General features: G+C 38.7%; 21 protein-coding genes. 5 read left to right on the top strand and 16 right to left on the bottom strand.

Annotated features, from left to right (window positions below; translation table 11 throughout):
- Positions 1–85: 85 nt before the first annotated feature.
- The 14 genes from B2089_RS02405 to B2089_RS02340 form a co-directional block, all read right to left on the bottom strand.
- On the bottom strand, positions 86–616 hold the full coding sequence (locus B2089_RS02405; RefSeq protein WP_296685721.1) for a hypothetical protein: 531 nt from the start codon (positions 614–616) through the stop codon (positions 86–88).
- An 11-nt stretch (positions 617–627) separates the two neighbouring features.
- Positions 628–891, bottom strand: a complete 264-nt coding sequence (locus B2089_RS02400; protein WP_296685719.1) for a hypothetical protein — start codon at positions 889–891, stop codon at positions 628–630.
- A gap of 559 nt (positions 892–1,450) precedes the next feature.
- Positions 1,451–1,873 (bottom strand): hypothetical protein, encoded by a 423-nt coding sequence (locus tag B2089_RS02395; RefSeq protein ID WP_296685717.1) that lies wholly within the window; start codon positions 1,871–1,873, stop codon positions 1,451–1,453.
- A gap of 4 nt (positions 1,874–1,877) precedes the next feature.
- Positions 1,878–2,531 carry a hypothetical protein gene (locus tag B2089_RS02390; protein WP_296685715.1) on the bottom strand — a complete coding sequence of 218 codons (654 nt, stop codon included), beginning with the start codon at positions 2,529–2,531 and terminating at the stop codon, positions 1,878–1,880.
- A gap of 91 nt (positions 2,532–2,622) precedes the next feature.
- Positions 2,623–2,826 (bottom strand): hypothetical protein, encoded by a 204-nt coding sequence (locus tag B2089_RS02385; protein ID WP_296685709.1) that lies wholly within the window; start codon positions 2,824–2,826, stop codon positions 2,623–2,625.
- 88 nt (positions 2,827–2,914) lie between these two features.
- Positions 2,915–3,412: an Rpn family recombination-promoting nuclease/putative transposase gene (locus tag B2089_RS02380; RefSeq protein ID WP_296685707.1), complete on the bottom strand. Its 498-nt coding sequence runs from the start codon at positions 3,410–3,412 to the stop codon at positions 2,915–2,917.
- Between the two features lie 188 nt (positions 3,413–3,600).
- Positions 3,601–4,116: a hypothetical protein gene (locus tag B2089_RS02375; protein ID WP_296685704.1), complete on the bottom strand. Its 516-nt coding sequence runs from the start codon at positions 4,114–4,116 to the stop codon at positions 3,601–3,603.
- 5 nt (positions 4,117–4,121) lie between these two features.
- Positions 4,122–4,739, bottom strand: coding sequence for a M91 family zinc metallopeptidase (locus tag B2089_RS02370; protein ID WP_296685701.1), 618 nt, complete (start codon positions 4,737–4,739; stop codon positions 4,122–4,124).
- Positions 4,740–5,368: 629 nt separating this feature from the next.
- Entirely contained in the window at positions 5,369–5,863 is a 495-nt protein-coding gene (locus B2089_RS02365; RefSeq protein ID WP_296321525.1) for a hypothetical protein, read from the bottom strand.
- Positions 5,864–6,172: 309 nt separating this feature from the next.
- Entirely contained in the window at positions 6,173–7,000 is an 828-nt protein-coding gene (locus B2089_RS02360; RefSeq protein ID WP_296321522.1) for a hypothetical protein, read from the bottom strand.
- Between the two features lies 1 nt (position 7,001).
- Positions 7,002–7,457 (bottom strand): hypothetical protein, encoded by a 456-nt coding sequence (locus tag B2089_RS02355; RefSeq protein ID WP_296321519.1) that lies wholly within the window; start codon positions 7,455–7,457, stop codon positions 7,002–7,004.
- Between the two features lie 623 nt (positions 7,458–8,080).
- The gene (nadS, locus tag B2089_RS02350) at positions 8,081–8,377 is read right to left on the bottom strand and encodes a NadS family protein (RefSeq protein WP_296321516.1); all 297 of its coding nucleotides are present in this window, start codon (positions 8,375–8,377) and stop codon (positions 8,081–8,083) included.
- Positions 8,374–8,691 (bottom strand): type II toxin-antitoxin system RelE/ParE family toxin, encoded by a 318-nt coding sequence (locus tag B2089_RS02345; RefSeq protein ID WP_296321513.1) that lies wholly within the window; start codon positions 8,689–8,691, stop codon positions 8,374–8,376. Before B2089_RS02345 ends, nadS begins: the two co-directional genes overlap by 4 nt.
- Positions 8,692–8,746: 55 nt before the next feature.
- Complete coding sequence (locus B2089_RS02340) at positions 8,747–9,502, bottom strand: RluA family pseudouridine synthase (protein WP_296321511.1); 756 nt, start codon at positions 9,500–9,502, stop codon at positions 8,747–8,749.
- Positions 9,503–9,548: 46 nt separating this feature from the next.
- Between B2089_RS02340 and B2089_RS02335 the strand changes: the two genes are divergently transcribed.
- From B2089_RS02335 to B2089_RS02320, 4 genes are read left to right on the top strand one after another with little or no spacing between them, the layout of a single operon-like run.
- A complete protein-coding gene (locus tag B2089_RS02335) occupies positions 9,549–11,909 on the top strand; it encodes an adenylate/guanylate cyclase domain-containing protein (RefSeq protein ID WP_296321508.1) in 2,361 nt (786 codons plus the stop codon).
- 8 nt (positions 11,910–11,917) lie between these two features.
- Entirely contained in the window at positions 11,918–12,355 is a 438-nt protein-coding gene (locus B2089_RS02330) for an acyl-CoA thioesterase (RefSeq protein ID WP_296321506.1), read from the top strand.
- Positions 12,355–13,014 carry a LolA family protein gene (locus tag B2089_RS02325; RefSeq protein WP_296321503.1) on the top strand — a complete coding sequence of 220 codons (660 nt, stop codon included), beginning with the start codon at positions 12,355–12,357 and terminating at the stop codon, positions 13,012–13,014. Before B2089_RS02330 ends, B2089_RS02325 begins: the two co-directional genes overlap by 1 nt.
- A gap of 53 nt (positions 13,015–13,067) precedes the next feature.
- Complete coding sequence (locus B2089_RS02320) at positions 13,068–15,383, top strand: MMPL family transporter (protein WP_296321501.1); 2,316 nt, start codon at positions 13,068–13,070, stop codon at positions 15,381–15,383.
- Here B2089_RS02320 and B2089_RS02315 read toward each other — a convergent pair.
- A complete protein-coding gene (locus tag B2089_RS02315) occupies positions 15,373–16,011 on the bottom strand; it encodes a hypothetical protein (protein ID WP_296321489.1) in 639 nt (212 codons plus the stop codon). The two genes, B2089_RS02320 and B2089_RS02315, sit on opposite strands and share 11 nt — an antisense overlap.
- A gap of 4 nt (positions 16,012–16,015) precedes the next feature.
- Complete coding sequence (locus B2089_RS02310) at positions 16,016–17,146, bottom strand: C40 family peptidase (protein WP_296321487.1); 1,131 nt, start codon at positions 17,144–17,146, stop codon at positions 16,016–16,018.
- 84 nt (positions 17,147–17,230) lie between these two features.
- On the opposite strand from B2089_RS02310, the gene B2089_RS02305 reads away from it, so the two are divergent.
- Positions 17,231–20,278 carry an adenylate/guanylate cyclase domain-containing protein gene (locus tag B2089_RS02305; RefSeq protein ID WP_296321485.1) on the top strand — a complete coding sequence of 1,016 codons (3,048 nt, stop codon included), beginning with the start codon at positions 17,231–17,233 and terminating at the stop codon, positions 20,276–20,278.
- Positions 20,279–20,285: the final 7 nt, after the last annotated feature.

Raw genomic sequence — 20,285 nt, 5'->3', positions numbered from 1 at the left:
AGCGTATCGTAAAATCTTTTTATTACAATAGAAGAAAGTTGTTGGTTTGTAAATCGTAGTCCAAAGGTAATTGCTTAGAAAAGATTTATGTTGTAGGAAACCATCTTCCACTATGCTTCATTAAGCGAAAAGGAATATCATAGTTATATTTTTTTGTAGATTTGTTAATATAATTTAAATCTAAGTCAATATGAACCTTAATATGCAAGTCATTTTTTTCATTTAATGGAAGTTTTTGAAACCTAAAATCCATAGATTTTGAAACAGGCATAGTAATATTTTCAAAATTTGTTTTGTTTGAAATTTCATCGTCAATTTTTACCCAATCAATAAAATCATTCAAATGTACAGTTTCTCCAGATTCCAAAATAAGTTCAAAGCTATTAATTTTAATAGATTCAACAGCTTCTTTAGATAAAAATTCCAAATACACAGTCATATTATACGGAGATTTTTCGATAATACGAAAAGGTGTATTTTCAGCTGTAGGCTGAAACAATATTTGAATAAACACGCCAGAATCTTTATCTGCATATTCGAATTTCAAATCATCCAGTACATAATTAAAAGTTATTATTCTTGCCCCAATCAAAACAAATGCAAACAATCCTTTCATAATCCCAGCTCCTAGTCATTTTGTGATTCTTTAAAACTTCTAACAATGTTCTCGATTTCATTTTCTATTGTATAAACCGATATATCCTTGAAGAATTCTTGTAACAAATCTTGAACTTCCGATTCATCTGATGCTAACATCAGTTTAGGCGGAATTCCTCCCCAAAAACAAAAAGGCGAAAGTTCTTGACCATGTTTGATAATGATAGGAGAAACTTGCATTGAAAAACCTGGATTTTCTTTTATGAAAGTTTCATTTATCTCATAATCAATCATAATAGTTGTTTCCGTACTATTCAAAAATCCGATTGTTGGAAAATTATCACATGAAACAAAAAGTTGCAAAAACAATATGAAATATAGAAAAAAACCACTTTTTTTGCAAAAAATCACTGTTCGGTCTCCAATCCAATAAAATCAAACATGCCATTCTGAAAGTATAAATCATGGCCAGAGTTATTTTCAAGAACAACAGCGAAAGAGTTATCTCCATTTGTTGACAAAGAAATATCAATATCATTTCTCTCATAGAAATTGATACTGTTGGAGCAACACCCCTCTAGTATTATCATGAAAAGAAAAAATAAAATATTAATTTTGAATCTTATTATAAATATATGCCTCATAAGAAAGTCTCCAACTGTCAATTTATTTGAAATTTTTTTCAATTTTCTAATTAATATCAAATTCAGAGAAAACATAAAATCTGTGTATTACACCATCCAATCCATCATAAAAATCTGCTTCGTTTGACTATCTGATGTATGCCCTGTGACCGCCATCATTCACGCAAATCTGGTAAATAGAGTAAATATGTATAGAAAAATTTCATTCATTAAATTCCACTATGAAAAATATATAATTGTTTATCTAAAGCAATTTCTAAAAAATTTATATATTTTTCTGTTTCGCTTTCGGCTTTATACAAGGGAATCTCAAATGTTTCCAGATCGCTCAGTAATTCTCCATTTTTTATTTTACATTCAAATGTGCGGAAAGATGAAATAAATTCTCTTATTTGGTCAGGGTGTATAACTGAAGCTCCATATAAATCAATACCTATTGTTATCTCCGTATTATTATAATTATAGCATGGTTTTGCCAATAAACGATATTTAGCCATTATTTGCAATATATCATCATAAATCGGGAGCTTATAATTTCTATTTAGAAAGTCTTTATATGAAAGAGTTTTATTAAAATAACTTTCCAACTCCTGAGTGTTTGTCTGTATAAAAAAGTGAAATATATTTTCCATATCTCTATAAATCTCCATTGTGATTTTCAGCGCCAAAAGATAATATTTCTTTAGTATTTATATCAAGAATCACATACTTTCCATTTTTCGTATATCTAATACCTGTTAATTCTCCAGTTTTTTTGTTATAGCTAGGTCGTTTATGACACCCTTTTAGATTTTGAGCAAAACCTTTAGCCTTATTTAAATATTGTTCAGGAGTTGTAGCACCAACCTCAGCACCATGTCTATCAAAATGATCTAACAGAGAGGCGTTTTCATTGTCAAATGTTCCTTTCCCCCAGCCATCAACATCTGCCCAATCAGAACATCCTTCTGCATGTTTATATGCCTGATCTATAGTTGCAATGTTTGTTCCATTAGGAGCACGGATATTACCATTAGAATCCATGCTATAATTTGGAGGCAATGCAGGAGTCGGAGAAATAGAAGACCCTTGCAGCGTGAGACAGAATCCAACAATAAAAAGAGGCGTAAAAAATTTTAAGATAACAGAAGCAATTGCTGCTCTAGTTCCAGGATTTTTAGAAGCTTCTACTAATGTAAATGTTAATTCTTCCGATTGTTCAGCTAGAGCTCCTGAGCCATCTGTGGGATAACTTTGTCTTCCATCCGGGTCTGTATACTTGACAGGGTTATTCCCTGCGTAGTGATACAAATTGCCATTTGTCTAACGAAACGCCCCTGTTTGCTCTCCATATCGGCTCATTTTCTGAGGAAAGAGCCGATTTTTTAAGTTGATATTGTAATTAAAGTCGCTTTTTCAAATCTGCTTCGGACATACCAAGTTTTATAGCGGCATCTTTTACTGAAAGTAAACCTGATTTTATAAGGTCAACACTAAGAGCAATTCTACCTTCTTCTTTTCCTCGTTTTAGGACATCTTGGTCGTGAAGATTCCATGCCAAGTACTCGTTCACGAATGTCTGCTCGAATTTCTTTGTCTGTACCATGTTCTCTATCCCCCTTGTGAAGTCGGACTCAGCCTTGTTGCTCTTCACGAACGAAAGGAAATCCCTGAGTTCTGGATTCTTCTCTCGATTATACGCATCGCAGTTGAAAAATCAGATGATGCGTCTGGTCTCCGAGTTCCACGCTCTCGTCTTCCAAACATTTTCGGTTGAAAGTGTAGACTGGAAGTCCTGCGCCGAACGGGTCATCAAGACAGATGAAGATGACGAAACTCTCCTTCAGCTCGGAATAGTCCGCCCCCTTCATCAGGCTGTCGATGTCTATCATGCTCTGATAGTAGCGCGTTCTCTTTCCGATGCTCTCGATTTTGTATGTCTGGCACTCGACATCGAAAACGCGGTCTGAATCGGCGACATATACATCAAGACGGACTCCCTTGCGAGTGTAAAACGGACTGATTGCTTTCTGCAACTCAGGATATGCCAGTCGGTCAATCTTGATTTGCAAAAGCCTCTCCAACACGCCCTTGCAGATTTCAGGCTCGCGCATGACCGCCCCGAACATGAAATCATCAGAGAAAACGAGCTGGTCAACCGGCTTGATGTGGCGTTCCGTAGTTTCTTCCATGATTTGAATTATAGCACAACAGAAAGAATTTGTACATTTTTAACTGCCAATTTTTGCGTTGTTCCCCACTCAGTCTCCGCAAGGCACACAAATGCCAATTTGTGGGAAGTGGCAAACTAAGATTTACACAGTAAAAAACACGCTATATGTAGCGTAGATGCAAACTAACTTAGATTATTCTTACCGTCCTAAAAGCGATACTTATTTAGTATTTCGCTAGGCATTTTGTAATAAATGTCTTCTTCTCCTTTTTTGTAGAAAATATGTTTGCCATTCTGCATAACATACACATCTTTAGGGCGATTCAAATCATTATAATATACATCTATTATGATTCCCTCTTGCCAAAACCATTTTAATCCATCGGCATTTTTTACTTTCGGTTTATTATCCTTTGCATTGATTTTTTTTGCGGAATATAAAAGTGCCAGGAAATAATTTGTTTGTATGTTTTCTCCTGGCAGATCCACTGTCACGCAGTTTGAGGCGCGTAACTCTTCCTCTGAAAGAAGATTTTCATAATTGGAAAATTTTTCAGGAATGTCCCCTTCAAAAGCCCAGCCACTTTCTATAATTTTTATAGTAACCCATCGGACTTCTGATATTTGACTTTCAAATTTGTTGCATAACGATTCATAATTTTTGCATGAGAACAAAACGAAAGAAAATGACAAAAGGAATGAGTATTTCAGAAGTTTATTCATATTTTTCACTGTTTATTTATAAATCTTTTTATATCATACATCGGGAACGGACGCGCTGAAATATAGTCCCTTCGTACAGGTTCTCCGATGTCAGTAGACGCTATATTTGTCATTTGAACCGCATTTTTTTCTTCTGCATTTTTCCAACAGTTTCCAACAGATGAATCTCTATTGCGTTCCAATAACTTTTTCTCAACAATATGGCTATATGCATGGCAAATTTCATGAAACAATGACATAGCGGGGCTTCCATAGGAGCCAGTTTCATCATTTATTGCACAACCTAAGTATGGGTTAAATTGTATAGAAATATTTTTTCGATTAGATTTAAAAATCATAAATCCATTTTTACTTTTCTTGGTTATAATTGCAATTTCTGATTTTTCTGACACAGAATTTATGATATTTGAAGCATATATACTGCCATTTTTAAGATATATCAGACTTTCTTTAACAGAATTAACAAACTCATCCTCCGTACCATATTTAATAGTCTTTTTATTGTAAAAATCATTTTTTTTATTATCCCATCGATATGTTATTCCATCTTCACCAATAACATCGATTTCATTCCCATCAGGGTCTATATAGCGTACCGGATTATTGGACGCGTAGTGGTACAAATTGCCATTTGTCTAACGAAACGCCCCTTTTTGCCTCCTTGAAGCCTATTGTAGCACGGAAATCGGAATAAATCATCACTCCTCGCAAAATTTTCGGCAGGAATCGGGGAATTCGGCACGGAATTCTGTCAAATTCCCCACTCAGTCTCCGCAAGGCTGACAAATGCCAATTTGTGGGAAGAAGTGCCTCCGCCCAATGGCGGGCGGAGGACGCTAGATGTGGGGGTATGTTACGCTCATCATGTTTGCCTTGAACCTCAAAAACTCACATTTCATTTTTTGTAAATGAACAACAAAACTGATAATCATTCTAAGCCAAGTTTTGAATTAGCGAGAAAATACATACAGGGTACGCAAATAATAACTCCAATTAGCGTATATAATTTATAAAAATGAATTATTTTCAAATACCTTTGTAATTTTTTATCCCTCTTTTCCTTCATAATTTCTCGAACTCTTTCTACTGGAAAAACAAAAGGGTTTAAGAGCAACAATTTATCCGCTCCTAATTCATTTAAGTCTTTTGAATACTTTGCGAAGATGTAAAAAAGAAAGAAAGTTATAAATATCGTAAAAAGCACAATAGAAATAAGAAAAAACACAACTACAAGTCCTAGTATAAACATATTCTAGTCATCTCCCTTGTTTGTTTTTTTTATATAATCCATTATTGTAGAAAGATTTATATATAAAGTTTCCTCAGTTAAATAACTTGCAGCAATAGCAGTTATTCCTGCCGTTAATTCAATATTACCTTCTTTATCACCATTAGCACCAAGCATAAAAGCGGCTTCTGACGGAACTTTTCCATTCCATGATGAAAAATCTTCATGCTTAAAACTAAAAACTCCAAACAAATTAGGGAGGTCTGAAAAATTACCTTGTCCAGAATCTTTTGGAGTAGACATAAAATTGTCTATTGCATCATAATCTATTTGTAATTCTGATAAAAAATCTGCGACTTTTTCAAAGGTTTTTAAAACATCTCCGAATTTATATATATCACCGCCAAAACCAATTCCTGCTTCTACTTTTATAAATACGGCAAGTTCTCCATTACTATCTTTTGCGAAACCGATGCTACCTCTTCCACCAACAATCGCCGCAATTGATTTGCTCTTCAATGAGGTTTCTCTTATATCATTTCCATTAGGGTCTATGTAGTGTACAGGATTATTCCCCGCGTAGTGGTACAAATTGCCATTTGTCTAACTAAAAGCCCTTTTTTGCCTCCTTGAAACCCATTGTAGCATAAAAATCAGAATGAATCACCACACTTCACAAAATTTTCGGCAGGAATCGGGGAATTCGGCACGGAATTCTGCCAAATTCCCCACTCAGTCTCCGCAAGGCTGACAAATGCCAATTTGTGGGAGTTGGGGAGGAGAAAAGTTTCACTATACACGAGAGATTAAAAAAAGACTATACAAAAATTAATCCTCATATTCAAAAATACGCTTAAAATCTTTCTTCTTTTTAGTGTCATATCGTCCTTGAACATAAGTCTCAGTCCAGTTCCCATGCGAATCATACTTTGTATAGAAAGTTTTTCTTACAATCTGCCGTTCACCAGTTTTTCTATCAAAATCATAAAAATCAATTTCTGATATATAGTCACCTTCATAAAATACTTCATACAAATTAAAAAGGCGTTCTCCAAATTGACCTTGTTGTATATAATCCGTCAAGCTCTCAATTTTCCCATTTTTATAGTTGAAGACAAATCTATGATTGTCATTCTGCCATTCTTGAACCACCCCATGCTTATATTTTATTCTGAGTCTCTTTTTATATCCCGTTTTTTTTCTCTCGAGAAAAAGCTCATTTTTTACAGATGAAAGGTATTCTGTGTAGGCAAGATTATCGTTCACATAGCAAATGCGCTTGTCATTTTTATATACAAACTCAGTTGTGTCTTTACTGTTTCCAAAAATCTGAGTCCTACACAAAAGTTCTCCTGCATCCGTATAATTTAACTTTGCTCTTCCTGAAATATCTCCAGACAAATATTCGATTTCAACTGGCAGTCCTTTTTCGTAATAAATCCTTTGAGTGGGTAGTTCATTATTTTTTCGTATGTCTAAGAATTCTGCTTTTTTTAGTTTTTCTTTGTGTTGAACTGCGTGAACGCCCAATTCTTGGAAGAAATCATAACCATATTCGGCTTTCAGTGCTTCTGTGAAGGAAATTTCCGGAATATCATTGCAAGAAACAAGAATCATGCATACAAGAAACAATCGAAAGACTTTCATTAATTTCATTTTATTTTCTCCTTGCCCAATTGTCCTGCATCACCTTGAAGAAATCTACACGGACAGGGGCATCTTCATTTGAATTTTGTCGTCCTCGACTAGAAGTGTCGTTATATTTAACTCCAAGTGCATTAGATATATCCGTAATATCATTCGCTATCACAGAATTGCCGTTTATGCTTACGGAATGCCCCGATTTCAATCTTGCTGTTGCAAAAAAACGCACAGGAGTATTTTCTTTCTTGTTTATGGCTTTAGCCATGTCCGTTGCATTTCCACTTGCATGGGAATCATACATAACAGTGTAGCCGTCTTTTGCACACAAAGCCGTTACGAGAGCGGCACCATTTTTGGGAGACAGGAGAGTATATGCATCATCATCTTTGCAGTAATCAAACAGATTATTATCAAGCGCAACTTGATTAGCGTCCGCAAGGCTTCCTTCATACCCAAGAACTTTTGCCATACGATAGAATGTCGTTAAAGTACATCCCTGTTCTCGTATTGTTATTTTTTTAGAAGTTCCTAAATATTCATCAGATGCAGCTGATTGTTGGGTATCACTCGGAACATCATCGATATTTTTTCCATCTGGATCTGTATACTTGACAGGATTGTTCCCCGCGTAGTGGTACAAATTGCCATTGATGGGATAGAGCTGTCACAAACTTTCAACCAGTATTAGAAAAAAATTCCACGCACAGACTTGAAAAAACCACAAACGGAACAAAAGGAATCCTTTTACATTGTATACACTGCCTTTTTGATAATATAAACCCTATCCCCAGCAATGAAGCCAAAAACAACGCGGGAATCCAAAGCCAATCCCCCAAGAACCAGCCAACCGAAAGCCCAAATCCAACATCGCCGAACCCGATATTCCTCTTTGTAAGAAAATATGTCATGAGCAGAACAGAAAAGCAACCCGTTGCTCCTAGCTTTTCTGCTATAGCCCGCGCCGCGGAGAGACGAGAAAGTATCGGTAATAAGCTTGTAGTTCGACTGTTTGATTTTATTCTGTAGGAAAAGTACGTATACGGAGTAGAATTTCGCCTCAGTCTGCCTTTCTCTGACCTGGGAGTTTCTAGTCTAAACATGCAGAATCTGCTCCACATATTTTGGGTTTGCGGCAACGATTTTAAGAAGGGTCAGAGCCGCTCCGTCTGGCTTTCTTCTTCCCTGCTCCCAGTTCCGGAGAGTTCCGACTTTTACGCCTATCATATTGGCGAATTCTTCTTGATTTTTATTTGTTTTTTCTCTTACTTCCTTTACATTTATAGGGGAAAAAACGAACATTCTCGACGGCTGCATTTCGCCTTTTGAGATTGCCACAGCCTGTTTCATGCTTTCCATAAACTCGTTGAAATCAAATTCCTTCTCTTTCATTTTGCAAACTCCTTGGCTATTTCGCCGAATAATTTCTTTTCTTGTTCAGACAAATCAGATTTTTTCTTTTTAGTGTATACATAAATCAAGAAAATCTGATTGTTTACGATTTTGTAATAATAAATAACTCTTATGCTTCCGCTTTTTCCGCGGTTGGCAAGATTCCATCTGACCTTGCGGATTCCAGAGCCGCCTTTTATGACATCACCGCTTTCAGGATTCTCAATGAGGTATTTCTGAAAATCAGAATACTCATCGTCCGAAAGAAGCTCGGTTATCGTTTTTGTAAAAATCGGCGTTTCTATGAATTCCATATTTATATATTACGCCATTGGCGCAATACTGTCAACAAAAGAAAGTTTTTTAATTTTACCTGCGGTTTACGCCCCGGCATTTTTCCACATAGATTTTCCATTCCGCTGGCTCGGAGACTTCAAAACGCATTTTCTGCCCCGTGAACGGGTGAGTGAATTCTAGGGTGCGGGCGTGGAGGCAGAGTCGTGAAAAATGGTCTGTCCGTGCGCGATAATTTTTATCGCCTGCAAGAGGGTAGCCTTTTGATGCAAGGTGAGCGCGAATCTGATTCTTTTTGCCAGTGTCTAGGGAAAGTTCAAAGAGCGTGTGGGTTTTTCCTCGGAAAACCGTCGTGAAGTGAGTTCGTGCGGGAACGGTTTTAAGTTTTTTTGAGTCAGCGTCAGCATCAGTTTTTTTTGGAACGAAACCCACATTGTAGGCGTTGAAAGCCAAATCATCGTCAATCAAGCCCGAATCTGGGAGGATTTTTTTGGGATTCCGCGGATTTTCTGCCACAGCGCGGTAAAGCCTCTCACTAACCATTTTGTGCCATGAATCCATGATTTTTTTCTGCGCAAATTCTGAAAGGGCGAACATCATTACGCCGCTTGTCTCACGGTCAAGGCGGTGGACGGCAAAGGGTCGGTGTTTTGCAGAGTATGTTCCGTTCCCCCTCATGATTTTTTCGAGTATTGAGATTGCTGATTTTGACCTATTGTTGCCGGCCGGAACACTGAGAAGACCTGCCGGTTTGTTTATGACGCAGATATATTCGTCTTCAAAAAGGATGTCGATTTTGTCGTGCTTGCCGTGGGATTCGTGATTTTTCATGGGAGAATGATAGCGAAAAGCAAATAAATTTGATACTATTTTAATCGTGGGTAAGGGAATTTTTTTTAAGGACAAGCAATTTCAAGTCCGTGCAAAGGAATATATTCAATATTTTTTACCGCTTGCGGCACTTCTTCTTTTTTTCTTCGCTCCTATTACGATGGCGCCAATAAATCTGTACGAGAATACGGATTCATTTTCATCAGCCGCAAATATTCTGGCATTTAAAATTCCATTTGACTCACATTTAAATCTTGCATTCGGATTTGCCCGCCTTCTTTTGTGGCTCATTTATTTTCTCCCATGTACTGTGATTTTTTCGGTTACGGCATTTATCTTAGAAAAAAAGCGCGCTTGTGACTTTCGAAAGTTGAATTATGCCTTTACGCTTTCAAGTCTTTCCATTTATTTGTTTTGTGGCGCGGTTTCTCTCGTGGCGAATGCGAATTGCTTTGCCTGGTTTTTGCATCTTCCGTCTTATATTTATCTGACTTTTTTCTTTGCCTTCTTCGCTCATCTTTATTATTCCTTTCATGGCATTTTTTATCTCCGAAAAACGAATTCCGAATATGTGGAATTCTTGAAAATGCGGGAGGATGATGCCGAAAAAGCCCCCGACCTTCAGGCATCGACTCTTTTTACGAAAGAAGGTTTTTCTGCTTTGCAAACTCATGTCAAGCATCGGGTGCGCCGTCTTTCAATCAAAACTAAATTCACTTTTGTCATTACCGGGCTTATCATTGTCATTTTGCTCGCGTTCATGCTTCTGATTTTGAACAGCTACAAAAAAATGTTTACCGAGGCGGTGAGCGATGTGGGGCGCGCGCAGGCAGAGCAGACGGCGGCAGTTTACGATTCAGCCGAAGGCAAATACGACAAAATCGCGACCTTTTTTGAGGAGCAGCGCGTTACGAACGAATATGCAGAAACGCCTTTTGAGCGGATTGACATCATCATTTACGGAAAGAGCGAGCCTGTCGTTTATATTGAGAATTGGGAACCTGCTACGGAACTTCCTGATTTTTCTGTTTTTGCCTACACTACAGGAAAGCCAAAAGAAATCGATGAGTCAGAAAAAACACTTACAAATGAGCAGGCAGTTGATTATCTCAAACGATATAAAAGCGGAGCCTACAAAAAAGAATATGTCTTCAACAAGGCGAACAAAACCTGCAAATACATTTACCCGATTACGCTTGCGCGGAAAGCAGGGCGAAAACTCATTGGATTTTCAATCGTCACTTACAGGCAGCAAGTTCTCATGCGTCAGTATTTCCGCACAAAGATTTTTATCTTTACGATTATCACGATTTTCCTGTATCTGGCGGTGGTTTTCTCGATTCTTCTTGCGGATTTCATCTTCAACCCCTTGCTTTTCCTCCGTAAAAATGTCCGAAAGACTTCCCGCTCAATCGAAAAATTGCTCAGCGGAACGGCAAAAAATGCCAATACGGCGGTGAAATTCTCTGATACTATCAAAACCAATGACGAAATAAAAGATTTGTCCCTTGAAATCGGCGAGATGGTGGGTCTTATCAAAGGAATTATGCCTTATGTCTCCTTCTCGACGCTGCAACATGCCGAAAAAGCCGGGGATGAAAGCGGGAAAAAAAGCACGACTTCCCGCGAACTGTGTTTTTTGTTTACGGATATCCGAGGATTCACATCGCTTTGTGAAGGTCTTCCGCCAAAGAAAGTTGTCGAACTGCTCAATCATTACCTTGATATAGAAACGCAGATTATCCTTGATAATGAAGGCGATATCGATAAATTTGTCGGCGATGAGATGATGGCATTTTTTGCAGGTCCGCGAAAGGAAATCAACGCTTGCAAGGCGGCAATGCAAATTCGTGCGGCAATGCGTGAGCAACAGCAGCTTTCTATGGAGTCGGGCTTGACTTATGTTTCGATTGGAATCGGAATCAACACAGGAAATGTTACTTTCGGGCCGGTTGGTTCGCGCACGAGAAAGGATTTTACTTCAATCGGTGACACGGTGAATCTTGCGGCCCGCCTTGAAAGTGCGAACAAGGCTTACGGCTCAAAGTCAATCATATCGGACGCTGTCTATCAAAAATTGCGGGGAATGTTCATTTGCCGTGAGCTGGATTTCATTACTGTTAAGGGAAAAACCGAGCCGGTCAGAATTTATGAGATTTTGCAGCAAAAAAGTCAGGCGACAAAAAATAATGCGGACGGAAAACTCAATGAGATAAAAAATCTTTTTGAAAAAGGTTTGGAATTCTACCGTAAGCAAAAATGGGCTGATAGCGAAGAATGTTTCTCTGAATGTGCATTAAAATATAACGATTTGCCCTCTGTGGTGTTTTTAGATAGGATAAATCATTTCAAGACGAATCCACCTCCAAAAGATTGGGACGGCGTATTTAAAATGAGCGTAAAATAGGAGTAAAAATGAAGCCAGAATGTTTATCTGCAGAAATTGAATTCAAAGTTGATTTTAACGATTGTGATCCCATGCGCATTGTCTGGCATGGAAATTACATCAATTATTTTGAGCGCGCCCGCTGTGCCCTTCTCGATAAAATCGGCTACAACTACATCGCTATGGAAGAATCTGGCTATCTCTTTCCTGTTACAGAAGTAAAATGTAAATATATGCGCTCACTTCGCTTTGGAGATTTTTGCCGCGCAAAGGCAATTCTTGTTGAATATGAAAATATGATAAAAATAGATTTTGAGCTTTACAATGCAAAAAACGGGGAATTGACCACGAGAGGCTCTGTTTCCCAAATGTGTGTAAATGCCGTGACTGGCGAAACGCAATTTGTCTGCCCGAAAATTTGGACGGAAAAAGTCGAGAAATTCCTTGCGCAGGGAGGATTTAACTGATGAAAAACAAATTTTTTTTGCGTCCTTTGATTTTTATTCTTCTGTTAGCAGTCTTTGCCGTAAATTTTTCTTTTTCTCAGGCAAGTGATTCTAAATCCTTTGAGAAAGACAAGGAAAACTTGATAAAAGTGTGTGCAACAATTTCCTCAAACAAAATCACAAAAGGAGATTTCAAGCAAAATAAGCTCATAAAACGAATCAAGCGCGAAATGGTTTCTACAGGAACATTCATAGTTTCCGCTGATGACGGCATTCTCTGGCAGACCGAAAAGCCCTACTATTCTTCAATGGCAATGACAAAATCTGCGATAGTTCAGACGAATGCAAAAGGAAAAAAATCTGTGCTCAGCTCAAATTCAAACGCAACATTTGAACAGTTTGCGAAAGTCCTGTCATCTGTTTTTACGGGAAATGCCGAAATCCTTATCGAGAATTTTGAGGTGGAATTTATTGGCTCCGTTGACAACTGGAATATTAACTTGGTTCCGAAAAATTCCTCTGTCAGAAATTTTATTGAGGAAATCGAAATGGCCGGAAGGATTTCAATCGATACGATGACGATTCATGAGTCCGGCGGAGACTTTGTCCGCTATGAATTTTCAAACCAGACTTACCCTGACAAACTCAGCGATGAAGAAAAAGAGTTTTTTAAATTATGAGAAAATTTTTTCCCTGTTGGCTTTTCTTTCATTTTGTAATTCTGTTTTCGTTTTTGGTTTCACTGTTTTTTTCTCCAAAAATTACTTTTGCAACGAGTTTGTTTGATATTCTTCCGCCATCTTCATCGCTGCGTGAAGTTCAAAAAGCAGATTCTGCTCTTGCCGAGAAAACAAGCCGGGCCGTTACGATTCTCGTGAAGTCTGATTCTTTTGAAAGCGCAAAATCCGCCGCAGAAAAGCTGTATTTTTCGTATGTAGGTTCGGACGGAAATGTGAATCCGAATTATTTTGACTCCCTTTCGCTTTATGTTGACTCAGATTCGGTTTCTGAAATGCTTGCATGGCTTCATGAAAATCGGTTTTTTCTTCTTGATGAAGAGACCCGTGCTTTGCTTGAAGAGGGAAATGCTTCCCAAATAGCGGAAGATGCGCTCATGACTGTCTATGGCGCATTTTCTTTTTCGGATTTGTCTACTATTGATGAAGATCCATTTTTACTTTCAGAACGCTCCTTGCGACATTTTTTAGAAGACGGTGCTGTTTCGGCAACTAATATGGCTCTTCGTGATAATGTGCTTTCCCGCGAAAAAGACGGAGCATTTTTTGTCCTGATTCGAGGAACTGTCTCTAAAAAAGGTGCTGCCCTTGCAAGTAAAAAAAGCACAGTCAGGAATTTATATTCGGCTTGTGAAATTTTAAAAGAAGCCCAAAATGACAATCTGGATTTTATTTTCTCCGGAGTTCCTTTCCATAGTTATGAAAGCTCAACTTCTGCACAGGCGCAAATTTCTGTCATCTCAACGGTTTCGCTTATTTTAATTGTGCTTGTTTTCTTATGGATTTTCCGGTCATTTTTGCCAGCACTCGTCTCGGCTTTTGCAGTTACTTTTTCTTGCGGAATGGGCTTTGTCTCGACTCTGCTTTTTTTCCGCGGAATCCATGTTCTTACCTTTGTGTTCGGTACAACGCTTATCGGAACATGCCTTGATTATTCGATTCATTACTTTGTGAACTGGAAGGCAAATCCTGACTGTGATTCTGGCCCTGCCGTTCGGAAACATATTTTTCGCGGAATTACGCTTGGCTTCATTTCTACAGAGATTTGTTTCGCCGCGCTTTTTTTTGCGCCATTCCCGCTTTTAAAACAAGTGAGTGTATTTTTGTTTTTTGGTCTGGCAACAGCCTATCTGTCGGTAGTCGCATTATACCCAATCCTGCCAATGCCCTCGAAAAAAGAGAGCAAGCTGGCATCCATTCCGAATCTATTCACAAAATGTCGCTTTATCCCGCTTTTACTGGTGATTTTTTCTATTATCATTATAGGTATTAACTACCGTTCTTTCAGAATCCAAAATAATATTCAGGAATTGTACTCAATGTCTCAGAATATGCTTCAAAATGAGATTACTTCGGCACAAGTCCTGAACACTGGCTCTAGCGGCTGGTATTTTATCCTTAAGGCAGATTCAGAAGAAGCCCTTCTCCAAAAAAACGAAGAGCTTTCAAATTTCCTCACGAAAAGCGTAGATGAAAAAAAACTTGGAACTTTCCTCTCGCTCAGTCAATTTATTCCTTCCGAGAAAAAGCAGGCTGAGAATTATCACGCGGCGGAAAAACTTTTGCCCCTTGCCGGAGATCAGTATGATGCGCTTGGTCTGGCAGAAAGTCCTCTGGAAACAGAAAAATTTGTTACGGATTATATAAACAGTTATCGCTCGTTAGAAAATTCTTTTATCCATCTTAATGGCGGCCATCTTCCGTCAGCAATTCGTGAAGCGATTTCGAATTTATGGATTGGTGAGATTGACGGTTCTTATTATTCTTGCCTGCTTCCCTTGCATGCAAAGGGTGAAGAAGAGCAATTCTTTCGTGAATTTGCGGCTCAGACTGACGGTGTATTTTTCGTAAACAAAGTGAAGGATATTTCTTCCCAGCTCGACATCCTCTCAAAATCCATGATTTTGACGCTTGCCCTTGCCTTTGTTTTCGTGCTTGGAATTTTATTTTTCTGTTATCGTCCCAAGCTTGTTCTGAAAATCGCGGCAATTCCCCTGATTGTTACGCTTGTTACGACAGCGATTTTAATTCTCTGTAAAATTCACCTGAGTTTTTTCCCTGTTACAGCTCTTGTTTTAGTCTTTGGCTTGGGCTTAGACTACATTATTTATGCGATTGAAGGAAGTCAAAAAACAGAGTCAGAGAATTCTAGCCTTAATACTTTTGCGATTTTGCTATCATTTGTGACGACGGCACTCTCGTTTGGCGCGCTGGCGATTTCAACTTTTCCCCCAGTGCACATGCTGGGGCTTACGGTTTTTGTCGGTTTGTCAACGGCGGTTCTTTCTGCTTTCTGCATGACTAAAAAGTAATTGACCAGGATTTTTCTTCATTTGCGGTAAGGAGTTCTCCAAGATTAAGCGTTTCCTCAACTTTTGTTTTTCCATTTGGCGAAGAAAGGTTTATCGTCAACTTACCGTCTACGATTTCATTTGCGAAGGAAGGTCCGTACATTGATGATAGTAATTCACGATATTCTTTAACGGACATTGTTTCGCCAATAAGCGCAGGAATCATCATCAAGTCGAGATAAGCTTTGGCGTCTTCCGTTAAGAGTTCGTAAAATGCAGTTATTTGTTTTGGTCCCAGCGTAAGGCTAAGTTTTTTTTGATTTTTAGTAATTAAGCCTGCCTGAGAAAGAGGATGATTTTGAAGTGATGGCAAGGTTCCGATTGTTGTGATTTCATTTTGGTTTGGAAGCGTCGCGCTTGTATTTATTGCCCCCGCTGATTTTAAAAGCATAAGAACATCGTCCTTATTAAAAAGAGGAGCGTCCATATCTGAACCGCTTACGCTTTTGAGAGTTTTTGCGGTACTTTCAGAAAATCCTGTTGAGAAGAAAATTGTCGCATCATCAGAAGTCCCAGCTTTTATAGAAATTTGTGGCTTACATGAGAAAAAGAGAATAGAACATGTCAAAAGTAAAATAAATGCTTTCATATATTTAAAAAACACCTTTCAAAGGGAGAGTTACACGCAAGCCGGTCGATAAAACAAGTCCGCTCGGAATGCTTTTTGAAAGCGGCAATGCGCTTCCATCGGTGTCGTTGAAAACAGTGTAATGGATATCTTGCACCAGAGACAAGAAGGTTTTTCCAATTTTGAGAGAAGGGGTGCTGAAACACAAACCAAGAATACCTGGAAAAAATGAATTTTCAATTTTTCGGTCAGAATCGCCGGGGAGACTAGCATTTCCCAGGGCAAAGACTGGTCCTGCAAAAATCCTGACATATTCATTGAAGGTAAGGCTGACTACAAGGGGAAGTTGAAAATTCCCGGTTCCGGCATCAAATCTGATGTATGTTCCCACTCCTGGCTGTATGGTTTTTCCTGCATATCGGGCATGAATCATGGAATTGCCGCCACGACAGTTGAGACGAAAATATTCTGAGGTGAAAAAACTCCAGTCGAGGGATAGGGAAGCGTCAACTATAAGTGATTGGAGGAAAGAATCCCCGTCAGAACGAACGAATGTATATGACGAAGAATTTTCTCCAGAAGAGGATTTTTCGGCCGATTTTGCTCCACTTGCTTTTTCGCTTGATTTTGTTTTTGTGTCAGCAAGAAGTTCTGAATTTGAAGCCGGAAGGTATCGTCTTGTGCAGTAATAGTGAGATTTCCAATATGATTCTTTTAGGGATGATATAATAACACCCGTATTTGGGCCATCGCTTGCCGCATGAATAAATTGATTTGAGCCTATATAAAGACCTACATGCGAAACTTCACCGCTGGAAGTTGTCTTGAAGAAGACTAAATCTCCTGCCTCACGCTCTTTATCATCAACATCTTTACAAAAGTTGAAAAGCGCCCGTGTGGTTCTTGGAAGCTGAACTCCGATAGCTTCCCTTGAGACTGTAAAAATAAGTCCTGAACAGTCAAAAGAATTGGGACCAATTCCCCCGGAGACATAAGGTTTTCCAATGAATTGTTTTGAGTATTCGACAAGTTTTTGTCGATTCACGGCTGCCTCGCTGGGCGACATGGAAACTTCATTTTGAGCGCAGAGTTGCGGAACAGTCAGTACAAAGAGAAAAAATGCAAAAGTAAAGAAAACGGCTTTTCGTGTAGTCATAATTTAATTATCGGAATTTTTTTTATTTACATTGGCTTAAATTTTTCATTGTGAATTGTGATAATTCTCTTTATAATATAAAGAATGAAAAAAAGATTATTTTTATTTCCTCTCTTTTTTGTTGCTTCTCTTGCTTTTTCACAAAAAACATATCTTGACAACTATGTTTATCAGACTTGGAGTGCGTTCGGCGGATTGACTGGAACGACTGCAACCGATGTTTTGCAAACGCGTGATGGATATCTTAACATAGGAACATACGAAGGACTCGTTCGTTTTGACGGAGTTGAATTTAACACTATACGGCGCGCCCGCGGAAATGATTATAAGTTTTCTTCTGTGCGTACGATTCTCGAAGATTCTCAAGGCAATATTTGGCTTGGTTCAAACGATGAGGGCGTGCATAAAATTCTTCCAGATGGCACTGCAAAAGTCTACACTACTAAAAACGGTCTGCCGAATAATTCTGTGCGTGCCTTGTGTGAAGATAAAGTCGGAAATATTTGGATTGGAACGGCAGCAGGCGTTGTCTATCTTACGCCGAAAGGTCATTTGATTACGCCTCAGTTTCAGGCAGGTACTGTCTCAAAGGGAATTATCGCTGTTGCCTTCTATTGTGATACGGCTGGTCGAGTATGGCTTATTACCTCCAATGAAAACGGACTTTTTCTGTTTTCAGACGGGCTTTTTCACACTCTTCCACAAATTGATGAGTTTTTTGCGCACAATTCTGATGGGAAGTATTTTGCAAGTTCGATTGTACAAGATTTGAACGGTGCGTTTTGGCTTGGCATGGCAGAAAGTGGTCTTTTGTATATAAATAATTCTGAAATCAAAAGATTAGAGACAAACACGATTCTTGATAACACCTCTACATGGTCAATGTATGTTATGTCAGACGGCACTATGTTGTTTGGAACAGAACACGGTCTTATTTCTTTCCACAATGGTGTATTTGAAGATTCAAATGATAAAGACTTGCGCGGAGCTAAAGTCAACAGAATTATCCGCGACCGTGAAGGCAACATTTGGCTTGCAAGCGACAGAAACGGCGTCGGAAAGCTGACTCATGGCAAATTCAGTGTTACAAAGCTTGGAACTACCGCTAATGCAATTGTTGAGGATTCTGTCGGCAGAGTGTGGATTGGTACGGATAAGGGCGTTCGTTGCTATGTTGGTGAAAAAGAAATAAAAAATAAACTTACGGAATTTACTCAAAATATTCGTGTACGGCATGTTGGCGTAACAGGAAAAAATGAAATTCTTGTCAGTTGTTACACAAAGCCAGGTCAGATTCTTTTTAATCCGCGGACTGAAGAAATAAAAACATGGACCACTGACAACGGTCTTGCAGGAAACAAAGTCAGAGTTGCAGTTGAGACTTTTCCTAATGAGTTTTATGTCGGAACGACAACAGGCTTGAGTATTATTCACGCAGACGGTTCTGTTAATACATTCAAACAGATTGACGGTCTTGAAAACGAATATGTAATGTGTATTCATAAAGATTCTAATGACATCGTTTGGATTGGAACAGACGGCGGTGGCATCTATCTTATGAAAAACGAAGCTATTATCAATCACATTTCCTCAGAAGATGGGCTTATCGGAAATGTAGTTTTTAAAATCATGCAAGATAAGGAAGGAGATTTTTGGATTTGTACCGGAAGTGGTATCAGTTATTGCAAAAATTTTGACTCTGCTCACTCTCTTCCCAAAGATTTCCAGAATATTAATTCAGATAACGGATTAGGTACTGACTCCGTGTTCCAGGTTATTCCCGATACTTCATCAGCTTTTTGGATTACAAGCAACTACGGAATTGCCTCCGTTGATAAAAAAGAATTGCTGGATGTTTCCCTTTCAGGTGAGCGTATTACGACGCTTCAATATTACAATCGGAATGACGGCCTTGATTCTGACGGAGTTACCTCTACAGCGCTAAGTATTTGTGATTCTCATGGCCGGCTTTGGTTTACGATGGTTGATGGGTTTGCAGTTTATGATCCAATTAAAGTTCGTGAAAACCCAGTGATGCCTCTCGTCCATATTGAAAGCGTTATAATCGACAATGTGGAATACAAAAATAAATCTCAGGAATTTGTTTTAAAACCTGGAACCAAGCGTGTTGAGATTAAGTTTACGGGTCTTAGTTTTGACGCTCCTGAACGAATTCAGTTCCAGCATCAGCTTACCAATTTTGAAGAGCAGTTCAGCGCACCGAGTAAAAATCGTACCGTTTCTTATACGAATATCAATCCAGGAAAGCACACTTTTCTTGTCATGGCGATTAATGGCGAGGGCTTGTATTCAGAAGAAGCTGAGGCCATGCTCTTTGTTCAGAAGCCTTATTTCTATCAGATGCCGATATTCTGGATTGTTTTTGTAATTGTTCTTGTTTCGATTATTGTCGCAGTCTTCTATATTAAGCAAAAGGCTATAAAACTTGAGAATATCCGGCTTGAGGGTATGGTTCGCGAGCGTACTGTGGAACTTGCAGCTGAGAAAGACAAATCTGACCAGTTGCTTCGCGCAATTCTCCCTGACAAAATTGCAGACGAGTTAAAAGACGGAACGCATTCTGTTGCTGAAAGCTTTTCTGATGTCACGCTTTTGTTCTCTGATATAGTAAGTTTTACGACAGTTTCGAGCAATCACACGGCTGAAGAAATAGTAAATGCTCTCAACAATTTGTTCACGCTTTTTGACATTAGGGCGAAAGCTATGGGTGTCGAAAAAATCAAGACAATTGGAGATGCTTACATGGCGGCGTGTGGTTTACCGAGTCCGAACAAAGACCATGCACGAGTTATGGTTGAATTTGCAAAAGGCATGTATGCAGATTTGGCAAACTATAATCAGAGTGCGAGAATTCAATTCCGCATGAGAATAGGCTTAAACTGTGGGCCTGTAACTGCGGGTGTTATCGGAAAGACGAAATTCTTGTATGATGTATGGGGCAACACTGTCAATGTAGCGAGCCGAATGGAATCTGCTTGCAATCCAGGAGAAATTCGAGTGAGTCAGGCTGTGTTCGACCATCTCAAGGATTCAGATGTCAAATTCACACAACCAATGGAATGTGACATCAAAGGTAAAGGTATAATGACAACCTACGAGGTTATAAAATAGGAGTCTA

The sequence above is a fragment of the Treponema sp. UBA3813 genome, assembly GCA_002368605.1.
Taxonomy (GTDB): Bacteria; Spirochaetota; Spirochaetia; order Treponematales; family Treponemataceae; genus Treponema_D.
Note: the sequence above shows the minus strand (reverse complement) of the source record. Positions and strands in the feature narration are given on the sequence as shown.